Origin of the sequence: Nocardia sp. NPDC004860 (assembly GCF_040609015.1) — a bacterium.
GTDB lineage: Bacteria > Actinomycetota > Actinomycetes > Mycobacteriales > Mycobacteriaceae > Nocardia.
The window spans coordinates 76,684-89,328 of record NZ_JBEXJI010000017.1 but is presented as its reverse complement, the minus strand read 5'-3'; the positions used below and the strand labels follow the sequence as shown (position 1 = coordinate 89,328).

Below are 12,645 nucleotides of genomic sequence, written 5' to 3'. Positions count from 1 at the left end.
CTCGCCCTTTTGCGCTCACTCGTAGTATCGCAGGACGGCTTCTGCGACGCAGACGGGCTTGTCACCACCTTCTCGCTCGATGGTCACCGCGGCGATGATCTGGACTCCGCCCTTGATCTGTTCTGCCGCGGCTACGCGTGCACTGAGCCTGACCCGGGAGCCGACGAGAACCGGTGCGGGAAACCTCGCCTTGTTGAGCCCGTAGTTCACCCCCATCCCGAGGTTCGTGATGTGGAGCACGTCGGCCATCAGCGGAGCGATGAGCGACAGGGTCATGTAGCCGTGCGCAATGGTGCCCCCGAACGGACCGCTCGCGGCCCGCTCGACATCGATGTGAATCCACTGCTCGTCACCGGTGGCCTGGGCGAATCGGTCGACGTCGGGCTGGGTGACTTCTCGCCAGTTGCTCGTTCCGAGTAACTCACCGACGAGACCCAGGAGCTGCGCGGGTGACTCGACAGTGGTCGAGGTGGAGATATCAGTGGTCATGGGTGGACTCCTGTGTCGAATCAGGCCTTGACGCGCAGGGCGTTGAGGGCATTGGTCTTGAGGATCAGGGGCCGAACCTCGGGTTTGAGATCGAGGTCGTCGAAGTCGCTCATCCACCGATCGACCTGGATGACGGGGAAATCGGAGCCGAACAGAACCTTCGACCGCAGCAGCGTGTTCGCGGCCCTGACCAATTGGGGCGGGAAGTACTTGGGTGCCCACCCGGACAGGTCGATGTAGACGTTGGCCTTGTGTGTCGCGATCGCAATCTGTGCGTCCACCCACGGCACCGAGGGATGTGCCAGGATGAGCGTCAGCTCTGGGAAATCGGCAGCGACGTCGTCGAGCAGCATCGGATCGGAGTATCGAAGTTTGATGCCGTGCCCGCCCGGCAGTCCGGCGCCGATTCCGGTCTGCCCGGTGTGGAACAGCGCGGGCACACCGGCCTCGGCCATCGCCTCGTACAGAGGGTAGAAGCGTTGATTGTTCGGTTCGAAGTTCTGCATGCTGGGATGGAACTTGAACCCTCGGACGCCGTATTCGCCGACCAGATGACGAATACGGCGGACCGCCGCCTTGCCCTGCCACGGATCGACCGATCCGAACGGGATGAGCACGTCGTTGTTGCGAGCGGCGCCTTCGGCGATCTCCTCGACAGAGTTGGCCTGATGTCCGGTGCCGGACGCGGCATCGACGGTGAACACGACCGCGGCCATGTTACGGGCCCGGTAGTGTGCGGCGACGTCATCGACGGTGGGGTTCTGGTCCTCGGCCGACTTGAAGTAGCGAGATGTGGCGTTGAGCAGGACCTCGTCGAGAGCGTGCTGACCGCATCCGTCGAGCTGGACGTGGGTGTGGAAATCTATCGCATCGATTCTTTCGAAATCTATGCCGTACTCGTACCTGCTCATCGCGTGGTCAGCTCCTCGGGGAACTTTTCGCCCACTGATTCCATGGCGTCGGCGAAGGTGCCCGCCCACTCGGCGGCGACATCATCGGCGGAGAATCCGCCGTCGTGATAACCGGTTGCGGTGAGCTGCGGGTGAGACCACAACGCGAGTCGATCACCGCCGACGGAGATCGCTTGGCCGGTGATGTCGGCGGCGGCGTCGCTCGCGAGGAACGAAATGATGCCCGCCGCGTCTTCCGGGGTGCCCATACCGACCTCGCGACGGATAATCGCGGGGAGCGCCTCGCCGTTCTTCATGGCGTCGATGTACGGGGCGAGGAAGGGGATCGTCTCGGTCATCGCGGTGGCGGCCACGGGACACACCGCATTAGCGGTGATGCCGGCGCGCTGCAGCTCCATTGCCCACGTGCGGACCATCCCGACGATCGCGGCCTTCGCACCGGCGTAGTTGGTCTGCCCGAAGTTGCCCCGTTGTCCGGCGGGAGAGCCGATGCAGATGATACGACCACCCTCACCTTGCTCTCGGAAACGCTGTACGGCTTCCCGGACGCAGGTGAACGTGCCGCGCAGATGCACGTCGACCACCGAGTCGAACGCCTCATCGGTCATCTTCCACACCACCGAGTCCCTCAGGATGCCGGCGTTTGTGACCATCACATCGAGTCGGCCGAACTCCTCGACGGCGGTGGAGACGAGCTGCTGTGCGGTCGCGGTCGGACCGACCGCGGCGACCACGGGCACAGCCAACCCACCCGACTCCCGAATCTCGGCGACGGCCTTGTCGGCGGTAGCGGGGTTGACGTCGTTCACGACGACAGCGGCTCCATGCCGGGCGAGATCCTTGGCATAGGCGAGGCCCAGTCCTTGGCCGCTGCCGGTGACCACGGCGACCTTACCGATCAAGTTCATTGCGATGAGTCCTTTTCTGTCTCAGGGGCGGATTGCGGATTGGATTCGGGGGCCGTTCGCTCTGCTGCGTCGGCTTCGGAATCTCGCAGGACGCGCCGCAAGATCTTGCCTGCGGGGGACTTGGGGATCGTGTCGACGAATTCGAGCCTGCGGATACGCTTGTACGGCGCGACCTGTGCTGCCACCCAATCCATGAGGACGTGAGCCTCGAGGTCACCGCTTCGGACGACGAAAGCCTTGGGGATTTCACCACCGGCGGCATCGGGCACGCCGATGACCGCGGCATCGCTGATCAGGGGGTGAGTGAGCAAGAGAGCTTCCAGCTCAGCAGGGGCGATCTGATAGCCCTTGTACTTGATCAGTTCCTTGATCCGGTCGACGATATAGAAATCGTCGCCGTCGACCACCGCGATGTCGCCGGTGTACAGCCAGCCGTCCACAATCGTCGCGGAAGTGGCTTCCGGCCTCCCCAGATATCCGCGCATCACCTGTGGTCCGCGGACCAGTAGTTCGCCCCGCTCACCGGGGGCGGCATCGGTGCCGGTGAGCGGATCGACGATGCGTGCTTCGGTGCCGGCGACCAGGCGACCGACCGATCCTGCTGGGGTGCTCTCGAAGTCGCGAGTGAAGACCATATGCGTGGCCGGGGACGCTTCGGTCATACCGAAGCCTTGGCGGATGACGATTCCTGTGCGCTTCTGCGCGCGGGCAACCGCTTCCTCGTCCAGCGGTGCGGCCCCGGAGATGGCGAATCGCATCGATGACAGGTCGTATTGGTCGACCTCGGGGGCGTGTGCAAGGGCCAGAACCATCGGCGGCGCGAGGTGGCCCACGGTGACCTTGTAGTCCTGCACGATGCGCAAGTAGGCATTCATGTCGAAGCGTGGCATCGTCACGATCGTGGCTCCGGCCAGCAGCGACGAGTTCAGCACCACGGTGAATCCGTAGATGTGGAAGAACGGCAACGCGGCGCACACTACGTCGGACCCGTCGGTGGTCCACCCGTATCTGATCTGCTCGAGGTTGGCGACAAGGTTGCGGTGCGAGAGCATCACACCCTTGCTCGCGCCCGTCGTGCCACTCGAGTACGGCAGAGCCGCCAGGGCAGTGGCCGGATCGATCGCTGCCTCAGCGGAAGGTTGCGATTGCAGCAGGGACGAGAACGATTCCGGGTCGTCGCTGCTCAACACGAATCTGCGCTGCACCGCTGCCCGCTCAGCGGCATCGAACACGGTGTCGCGAGCCTCGGCAGACGTCACGACCGCCTTCGCGCCCGAATCGGTCAGCTGTTTGCTGATCTCGGTGGCGGTGAGGATCGGATTCAAGGGAGTAAGAACAGCACCCGCCCGCAGGACCGCGTGCGCGACCACCACCCAGGACGGCTGATTGTGACTGGCCAGCGCAACGACGTCGCCTGGACGAATTCCGGCAGCGGTCAGACCCGCCGCTCCCCGCGCAGTGAGCTCCTCGAGCTCTGCGTAGGTGATCGTCTCCCCGGTAACGCCGTCGATCAGCGCGGGCTTACCCCCCAGTTCCTGTGCCCGCTCGAGAACGTGGGCGGAGACGGTACGTGAAGGGATATCGATTGTGACGGACTCGGATCTGTAGATCATCGAGTGGACTCCTGTGTCGTCCCGAATGAGAGAGAACGGCGGCACGCCCGCCGCTGAATGCCGCGAAAACGTGGTGCGCGTCGCTCAAAAGCTACGCACATTCATGACGAACGTCAAGAATGTGTAGATTGAATGATGTGGCACGCTGAGGTTGCCCCACAGGAACGACTGGAGGTTCACGGATGTCTCTCGCCCCTGGCGTGGTGCCCGACACGGGAGGTGTGCGCGGGGTTCCGGCGCCTCCGACTCCTTCCCCGCAACGTCTGTTGCTCGCCTTCTACGGCTCGCTGGTACTCGATCGGGAGGATCGGCAGCGCGTGCGATCCCGGATCTTGCTCGACATGCTGAACTCGCTCGGTGTCACCGAATCGGCGGCCAGGGCGGCGCTCAATCGCATGGTCCGGATCGGTCTGCTGGATCGGACACAGCGGGGTCGGGTCGCTGAGTTCGGGCTGACCCCGCAATCGTTGGAGATGCTCCGGGAAGGCCGGGCTCGCGTGGAGGCAGAGGATCCGTTCACGCCGGACGCTGAAGAGTGGACGCTGCTCGGTTACACCGTGCCGGAACTTCGCCGGGACATCCGCCACCGACTGAGATCCGAGCTGGCCTGGGCGGGGTTCGGTCGTGTCCAGGACGGATTGTGGATCGCGCCCGGCGTGGTCGATCCACGCCGCGTACTCGAGCGTGTGGATGCCACCGACGTGGTCACCTTCGCCTTTGCCGGCCGTCCGATCGGAGGGTCGGCGTCCGAGCATTTCGTTCGCGAGGCATGGGACTTGAACATGATCGAGTCGGAGCACCGCTCGTTCGCTTCTATGTGGTCCGATCTGCGCGGCCGGTCCATGAATCCGGTTGCCGCGTTCACCGCGCTCGTTGCGGATTGGCTTCACCTGCTGGCACGAGATCCGGGTCTGCCGGCCCGGTTCCTGCCCGAGGATTGGCCGTCGTCGCAGTCGGTCAGGGTCTATCGCCATGCCCACGAAATGCTCGGACACCCGGCGGAATTGATGTTGACCCGCATGCTGGACTCGTCGTCCGCCACTCGGTAGTGGGCGCGAACCAAAAAGATATAAAACAAGATCTTAGATCGTAGTAGTGTGAAGTGCCGGGCCGTTCGGTGGGCGCGGCAGACGGTCACCGGGTCGGCCGCTACCAGAGTGCGGAGTAGAGCCGGGTCGTCGAATTTCTCAAACCGAAGGTGACGATCCGTTGAGTTCTGTTGAAGCGACCACCTGTATAGGACATGGTCCGTGCGTTCACGCTCCTGGAGCCGTGGGCCCCTCGCACCGGTCGACAGCGGATTCGTCCGCCATCGGCGGCCCGGGCGTCTATGGCGGATGCTCGCGTGATCCGCTGGTCAAAGTCGCGGGGGATCTCCTGGAACGACTGTCCGCGCTGGCAGACGAGACGACGGCGGCACTCGCGCTACGCTTCACCGAATTCGGCGAGGTCGGCTCTACTCTGCGGCATCATGCCCGGGCCAGTTTCATGGCGAATCTACGGAACATTCTCACGATGTTCAGGTCCGATATCGACGGCGGATCGCTGGGACCTCCACCCGAGGCTCTCGCGATCGGTCGGCTCATCGCCCCCATCCTGCCCTCGGCCGATGATCTCTTGGTGCGGATCTACCACGTGGGCGAGAACTTCGTCTGGGACCGAGTGTTGTTCCCTGCGCTCGTCGCGGAATGTTGCACAGCCGAGGAACTGGTTGTATGCACGGCGTTCGCGCGAGAGCAATTGGCGGCCTATCTGGCGCGTGCACTCGACGAGGTGGTGGGCGAGTACAAGAGGCATCGGGATGTGAACGCACAGGATCCGCAGTCGCGCCGGGCGACGCTCGTCTCCGGGATCGTGGCTGATCGTCCGGTCGACCGGAGTGTGTTGCAGACGATCCCCTACGACTGGGACGGCGAGCACGTCGCCTTCATCTGCTGGTCGGATGAGCCGGTGGAGCACCGGAAGTTACAGGCCGTCGCCGACCTGCTGAACGCGGGATCGCCCGCGCGCAGGCATCTTGCGATCGTCACAAGCGGACGCGAAATGTGGGGGTGGTTCCAGCGGCCCCGCGGATCTACCGGCATCGACGAAGCCGCACTCCTGCGAGCAATTCGGTCTCATGGGCTGGCGGTGCATGTTGCGATCGGGGAGGTTGCTGGGGGGATGGCGGGATTCCGACGCGGGCACTCTGACGCACGCCGCGTGCAAGAGATCGTCTCCTACAGTGGCCGTCCGGCACCGACAGTAACGACTTACGAAGGTGTGGCACTTGCCGCTCTCCTCGTCACCGATCGCGAGGCGGCGCTCGAGTACTCCCGGCGTGTGCTTGGCCCGTTGGCTGAGAATGGTCCGAACCAGCGGGTGCTGCGCGAGACAGTGCATGCCTTCCTACAGAATGGCTGCAGCTATGCGCGAACTGCGCAACATCTTCTCGTGCATCGCAATACGGTTCTCTACCGAGTGCAGAAGGTAGAGCGGACCCTCGGATACGCAGTGAGCGAGCGGATGGCTCCACTGAGCAACGCCCTGTTGATCGCGGAATGGCTCCCGGGCGACGGGCAAGGGCACGTTATGGCCGGCTCGGCCTAACGAGCGGTCAGGCCGCGTCCGTCCAATACGCCGCGGCCGGCGCGGATCAGTAGTTCCAGTTCCACCTGGTGGTGCGCGCTCAGACCAGGTCCATCACCGCACCGTAGGAACGGATTTCGGCGACGACACCATCGAAACGTCGAACGCCTCGACGAGGAAACGGAGCCGGTCCCGGAACAGGCCGGGGGTTGCCGGTTGTGGCAGTAGCTTCGATAACGACGTCGGCCGGTGCCGTGGCCAGCGGTGGCGCGCGGTCCGGACAGAGAATGATTGCCTCAACCGTGTGTCATTGATGTCTCATGGCGGTGTCCTTCCATCGCATCCCGTCGATGCGGCGAATCTACGATAGCGCAGCGAGATTCGCGGTCGCCGTATCTGCCAACCATGCGCTCGATGTTGTACGACCCGGACAGTGCTCTCGGCATCACCCACTTCGTACAGTCCGAATCGACCGACAGCAGGACACCACACGCCCACTGTCCCGACACCCGTCGTGTGCACGATCCCGAGACGCCCACGCCGTTCGGTGCTGTGACTGATCAAGTACGAAGGACGACCGACCCTGTGACCACTACCTCGCCTACCGTGCATCGCCGCACCGAACCGATACGGCCGCTCGACCTGTTCGACATCGACCGACTACTCGAGTCCGACGAGCGCGACATCGCTGCCACCGTGCGGAAGTTCGTCGACACCCGCCTCCGGCCGAATCTGGCGGACTGGTTCGAGTCCGCGACCCTGCCCAAGAAGCTCGCCAAGGAATTCGGCTCTCTCGGCCTGCTGGGTATGCACCTGCCGGGCTACGGATGTGCGGGTACCACTGCAGTCAGCTACGGCCTCGCCTGTCTCGAGCTCGAAGCCGGCGATAGTGGTTTCCGCAGCTTTGTCTCCGTGCAGGGGTCGCTGTCGATGTTCTCCATCCACAGGTACGGCTCCGAGGAGCAGAAGCAGGAATGGCTCCCTCGGCTCGCCGCTGGCGATGCGATCGGCTGTTTCGGCCTCACCGAGCCCGATTTCGGATCCAACCCTGCCGGATTGCGTACCCGGGCGCGTCGCGACGGCACCGACTGGATTCTCGACGGCACAAAGATGTGGATCACCAACGGCAGCTTCGCCGATATCGCGACTATCTGGGCGCAAACCGACGAGGGAATTCGCGGCTTCCTCGTCCCTACGGACTCGAAAGGGTTCACCGCCAACACGATTCACAAGAAGCTTTCCCTGCGCGCCTCCGTCACCTCGGAGCTCGTCCTGGACGGTGTGCGGCTGCCCGCGTCGGCGATGCTGCCCGAAGGTCGCGGTCTGAGCGCGCCGTTGTCCTGCCTGAACGAGGCGCGATTCGGCATCGTGTTCGGTGCACTCGGCGCCGCCAGGGACAGCCTCGATACGACCATCGCCTACACCGCAACCAGGGAGGTGTTCGACAAGCCGCTGTCGAGCTACCAGCTCACCCAGGAGAAGCTGGCGAACATGACGCTCGAACTCGGCAAAGGCGTGCTGTTGGCACTGCACCTGGGGCGGATCAAGGATCGTGACGGGGTACGACCCGAGCAGATCAGCTTGGGCAAGCTCAACAACGTCCGGGAGGCACTGTCCATCGCCCGTGAATGCCGGACACTGCTCGGCGGCAGCGGCATCACTCTCGAGTACTCGCCGTTGCGGCACGCGAACAATCTGGAATCGGTGCTGACTTACGAGGGTACGAGTGAGATGCATCTGCTGTCGATCGGTCAGGCGCTGACCGGATACGGCGCATTCCGTTGACCGCCGGCACCGATCTGCAACCGGAGGTGGAGTCATGACCGAACCTGTGCAGCTGCAAAATCTCATCGGCGGGCGCTGGCGCGAAGGCCGCGGGGGCACCACTGCTGCCAGTGTCAACCCGGCCGAACCCGAACTGGTGGTCGCGTCTGGGACTGCAGCCGATGCCGGTGACCTCGACGACGCGGTCATTGCGGCTCGTGCGGCGGCGGCCGACTGGTCCCGCACTCCGGCACACGAGCGAGGTGCGGTTCTCGTCCGGGCCGCCGCCGTTGTGGAGGCGGCGGCGGGGGAGTGGGGACCGGAACTCGCTCAGGAGGAAGGCAAGACCAGGGCAGAAGCGATTGGTGAGGTGCTGCGCGCGGCGCATATCCTGCGGTACCACGGCCAGGACGCTGACCGCGAGGCTGGAGAGGTGTTCGCCTCGCCTCGACGCGGCGAACGGATCCTGGTCACCCGCAGGCCCATGGGCGTCGTCGGTGTCATCACACCGTTCAACTTCCCTATCGCGATTCCGGCGTGGAAGATCGCGCCAGCGCTGACCTACGGCAATACCGTCGTATGGAAGCCCGCGGGCACCGTACCGCTTCTGGCCACCCGACTAGCCGAGGCCCTCGTCGACGCGGGGCTTCCGGACGGAGTCCTCAACCTACTGATCGGCAACGGTGCCATTGGTGCCGCCATCTCCGAGCGAGCCGATGTCGACGCCGTCACTTTCACCGGATCTACCGGGGTCGGGCGCCGGATCGCCGCGTCCGGAGCTCTGCGCGGCGTTTCGGTGCAAGCGGAAATGGGTGGCAAGAACGCCGCGGTGGTTCTGGGTGACGCCGACATCGAACTCGCTGTCGACCAGGTGCTGGCGGGAGCATTCCGCTCCACGGGCCAGAAGTGCACGGCCACATCCCGGCTGATCGTCACCGATGACATCGCGGCGGACTTCCTGTCCCTGCTAGGCGAACGCGTACAAGACCTGCGGGTCGGGAACCCCATGGAGGAGGACACCGATCTCGGGCCGGTAATCACTGCCGATGCGCGGCAGTCAATCCAGAAGGGCGTTGATACTGCTCTGACGCAGGGAGCACGACGCATCGTCGGCGGAATCGCCTACGACGACGGCGAACTCGCGACCGGATACTACGTCCCGCCGACCGTGCTCGAACTCTCCTCGAATGCTCCCGACCTGTGGCGCGACGAGCTGTTCGGTCCGGTGCTGGCGGTGCGACGAGCAGCCAACGCCGACCAGGCGTTCGCAATGGCGGCTGACAGCGAGTTCGGGCTCTCCGCTGCTGTGTTCACCCAGGACCTCACCAGAGCATTGCAGGCTGTCGAGGAATTGGACGTCGGGGTTCTGCACATCAATTCCGAATCCGCAGGAGCCGATCCACATGTTCCGTTCGGAGGTGCGAAGAAGAGCGGGCTCGGACCGAACGAACAGGGACGTGCGGCGCGCGAATTCTTCACTCACACGTCGACGGTCTACCTCCGTGGCGGGCGGGCGGGCCTATGAGCGCAGGCGCACTCGACGGCATCGTCGTCGCCGATTTCAGTAGGGTGCTGGCGGGACCGTACGCGACGATGCTGCTCGGCGACCTCGGTGCCGAGGTTGTCAAGATCGAACGCCCCAACACTGGTGACGACACCAGGGCCTGGGGGCCACCGTTCGACCCCAACGGGACCGCAACCTATTTCAACGCCGTGAATCGCAACAAGTCGTCGCTCGTACTGAATCTCGGTGATTCCGGTGACAGGGATCGTGCCCTCGAACTGGTCCGTCGCGCTGACGTGGTCGTCGAGAACTTTCGGTCGGGGACAATGGAGCGGCTGGGCCTCGGCTACGAGGATCTTCGCAGGGTCAATCCGGGTCTTGTCTACTGCTCCATCACCGGCTTCGGTGACAAGGGTGGTGCCTCGCTACCGGGATACGACCTATTGGTCCAAGCGGTCGGTGGGCTGATGAGCATGACCGGACCCGAGCCGGGGGCTCCGACGAAGACCGGGGTCGCGCTGGTCGATGTGCTCACCGGTCTGCACGCCCTTGTCGGGATTCTCGCGGCGCTGCGTCATCGCCAGCTCACCGGCGAAGGACAGCGCGTCGACACCAACCTGCTGTCGTCCTTGTTGTCGTCCCTGGTCAATCAGGGCTCGGGATATCTCGGGGCAGGAGTAGTTCCGGGTATCTTGGGGAACCGTCATCCGAGTATCGCGCCCTACGAAGTGTTTCCCACCTCGGATCGTCCGGTGGCGCTGGCTGTCGGCAACGATCGGCAGTTCGCCGACCTCATGACTGCACTCGGCAGGCCGGAACTGGTCCATGATCCGCGATTTGCGACCAATTCCGCTCGCGTGGCCCACCGTGACGAACTCACGAATGTTCTCGATACATCGCTTGCCGCGCACGGAGCCGACTACTGGTTCGCCACCCTTACCGCGGTGGGCGTGCCCGCCGGACCGATCAACGATGTCGCCGAAGCCGTGGCACTGGCCGAGAACCTCGGTCTCGAGCCCACTGTTCGCGTCCCCGGCAGCGACACCGCCCAGATCACCAACCCGATCACGTTCTCGCGCACTCCCGTGCGCTATCGCTGTGCCCCGCCGGCCCTCGGCAACGACGAGCCCGAATGACCGTCGACCCCGTGGCTCTCGACGACGTGCTCCCCAGCGGGTGCAGACGGCGGGCGGACGGCTCGTTTCGGCTCCGTACCACTGCGCTAACCCGCTATGGATGACGAACGCTATGAACTCGTGGTCTGCTTCCCCGGGCCACGAACGGTATGCCGGACGGACTCGGTGTGTCCGGCATACCGTTGTCAGCCCGCTGTACGCACGACGATCAGCGACCACGGAGTGGCCCGAACCGTTACCGCCCGCTCGGTGCGTGCGGTGGCTCCCACCCGCAAGCCGGTGAGGTATTCGGCGTCGTTGCCGACGATGACCCTCCCGTCTGCGTTTGCCAGTACCAACGTGGCCGATGCCTGTTGCAGGTAGGGCCAGAGAGCCGATTCGATGGTCGATATCGAGATATCGGCGCCGGCAATACCCAGAAAAGTTCCGTCAGCGAGCCGCAATGGCATCGAGAACGTGCAGACATACAGATCGACCCCGGTGTAATCCAGATACGGGCCGCAGATCCATCGCCTGTCCTGGTCCCGGGGTACGGCGAACCACTCCATGTGCGTGTAGTCGTAGAAGTACTCGCTGCGCGGGTTCAGATCGACGACGAGCCGTTGTGCCTCCGAGGCCCCTGTGGTGGTTGGATGCCACCATTCAAGATGTCGGGCCCGGTCAGGCAGCACATGGTCCGCGAGGACGACACCGGCGCCGTTGAGTAGTGCCGCCTTGGCGCTGAGCTCGCTGTGGATCACGGTCGCGAGTGATGCGAAATCTGTGGAGCCGGGCATGGCGCCTTCGGCAGACATTCGAGTCCATAGTTCGAGGAAGGCATCTCTGATCACCGTGACGGAACCGTAGACCGTCTCGACGAGTTCCGTCGTCGCCCGGCCGATCGCTTCGAGGTCGGCCCGCGGCCGCGAGTCGTCGACGGCGTTCATGCGTTTCTCAGCTCCATGAGTAATTCGACCAGTCGGCGAAGGTGTGCGGCGCTGTGTGCTTCGGCCAGGTCGCGTGCGCGGCGAGGGTCTTCGGCTTCGATCGCCTCAACCAGTGCTTCGTGATCTCGTGCTTCTTTATCCGGGTCGATCGCGATTTGCGGGAGCCAGATCAGGGCCGATGTCTCAGCTTGCAATCCGACCTCGGCGCGGGTCAACCGTAGCGACTGCGCGCTGACGGCAACTTCGATGTGGAACCGGCTGTCGGCGCGTTTGCACTCAAATCGGTTGGTGGCGTCGCGCAAACGGGCGATCAGCGCCCGCATCCGGGCAATGTCTGCGCTGAGGCTGCGTTGTGCGGCGAGAGCGGCAGCCGCACCGGAGATCGCGAAGTGCTCATCGCCGATATCGCGAATCTCTTCGACACTCAAAGTCTGTAGCCGGGCGAGCGAATTGCTCTGTACGACATCGGGGGTCGCCTGGACGAAACTGCCGCCCCCGCGACCGCGCCGCGTGACCACGAGGCCCTGCTCCCGTAATACGGCCAAGGCCTCACGCAGGGTCATTGTCGACACGCCGAGCTGGCCTGCCAGGTCGGTCTCGGTCGGCAACTGTTCGCCGTCGACCATCACGCCCAGCCCGATAGCCGCCGAGATTCGCTCGACGACTGCCTCCGGACGTGGTCCTCCGCCGTCGAGCGGAGCGAGGATCGCGCCGAGTGCGGTCAGACCTCCCAGCCGATCGGCCGACAACGGTTACCCCCTCTGGGGTCGTAGGTGCTAACGCGATCGTAACGCAAGAGACTTGAGCTATGAACTATGAAGCTATA

Annotated in this window: 11 protein-coding genes; 5 read left to right on the top strand and 6 right to left on the bottom strand. The window is 64.3% G+C overall.

Translation table 11 applies throughout. The annotated features are described in order from the left end of the window. Positions 1-15 precede the first annotated feature (15 nt). Genes ABZV44_RS27430 through ABZV44_RS27415 form a run of 4 tightly spaced genes read right to left on the bottom strand, consistent with a single transcriptional unit; the run spans position 16 to position 3,921 of the window. A complete protein-coding gene (locus ABZV44_RS27430) occupies positions 16-489 on the bottom strand; it encodes a MaoC family dehydratase (protein ID WP_354842019.1) in 474 nt (157 codons plus the stop codon). A gap of 20 nt (positions 490-509) precedes the next feature. Further along, positions 510-1,400 carry an amidohydrolase family protein gene (locus ABZV44_RS27425; protein WP_354842017.1) on the bottom strand — a complete coding sequence of 297 codons (891 nt, stop codon included), beginning with the start codon at positions 1,398-1,400 and terminating at the stop codon, positions 510-512. Further along, positions 1,397-2,308, bottom strand: a complete 912-nt coding sequence (couN, locus tag ABZV44_RS27420) for a 4-hydroxyphenyl-beta-hydroxyacyl-CoA dehydrogenase (protein ID WP_354842014.1) — start codon at positions 2,306-2,308, stop codon at positions 1,397-1,399. The genes ABZV44_RS27425 and couN overlap by 4 nt, the downstream gene beginning before the upstream one ends. Then, positions 2,305-3,921 carry an AMP-binding protein gene (locus ABZV44_RS27415; RefSeq protein ID WP_354842011.1) on the bottom strand — a complete coding sequence of 539 codons (1,617 nt, stop codon included), beginning with the start codon at positions 3,919-3,921 and terminating at the stop codon, positions 2,305-2,307. Before ABZV44_RS27415 ends, couN begins: the two co-directional genes overlap by 4 nt. A 182-nt stretch (positions 3,922-4,103) precedes the next feature. Between ABZV44_RS27415 and ABZV44_RS27410 the strand changes: the two genes are divergently transcribed. The 5 genes from ABZV44_RS27410 (at position 4,104) to ABZV44_RS27390 (ending at position 10,893) form a co-directional block, all read left to right on the top strand. Continuing rightward, positions 4,104-4,970: a PaaX family transcriptional regulator C-terminal domain-containing protein gene (locus tag ABZV44_RS27410; protein ID WP_354842008.1), complete on the top strand. Its 867-nt coding sequence runs from the start codon at positions 4,104-4,106 to the stop codon at positions 4,968-4,970. A 223-nt stretch (positions 4,971-5,193) separates the two neighbouring features. Beyond that, positions 5,194-6,510, top strand: coding sequence for a helix-turn-helix domain-containing protein (locus ABZV44_RS27405; protein ID WP_354842005.1), 1,317 nt, complete (start codon positions 5,194-5,196; stop codon positions 6,508-6,510). 564 nt (positions 6,511-7,074) lie between these two features. Beyond that, positions 7,075-8,274, top strand: a complete 1,200-nt coding sequence (locus ABZV44_RS27400; RefSeq protein ID WP_354842002.1) for an acyl-CoA dehydrogenase family protein — start codon at positions 7,075-7,077, stop codon at positions 8,272-8,274. Between the two features lie 34 nt (positions 8,275-8,308). Beyond that, the gene (locus ABZV44_RS27395; protein WP_354841999.1) at positions 8,309-9,778 is read left to right on the top strand and encodes an aldehyde dehydrogenase family protein; all 1,470 of its coding nucleotides are present in this window, start codon (positions 8,309-8,311) and stop codon (positions 9,776-9,778) included. Then, positions 9,775-10,893: a CoA transferase gene (locus tag ABZV44_RS27390; RefSeq protein WP_354841997.1), complete on the top strand. Its 1,119-nt coding sequence runs from the start codon at positions 9,775-9,777 to the stop codon at positions 10,891-10,893. The genes ABZV44_RS27395 and ABZV44_RS27390 overlap by 4 nt, the downstream gene beginning before the upstream one ends. A gap of 185 nt (positions 10,894-11,078) precedes the next feature. On the opposite strand, the gene ABZV44_RS27385 is transcribed toward ABZV44_RS27390, so the two are convergent. After that, a complete protein-coding gene (locus ABZV44_RS27385; protein ID WP_354841995.1) occupies positions 11,079-11,819 on the bottom strand; it encodes a cache domain-containing protein in 741 nt (246 codons plus the stop codon). Beyond that, positions 11,816-12,568: a GntR family transcriptional regulator gene (locus ABZV44_RS27380; protein ID WP_354841992.1), complete on the bottom strand. Its 753-nt coding sequence runs from the start codon at positions 12,566-12,568 to the stop codon at positions 11,816-11,818. Before ABZV44_RS27380 ends, ABZV44_RS27385 begins: the two co-directional genes overlap by 4 nt. Positions 12,569-12,645: the final 77 nt, after the last annotated feature.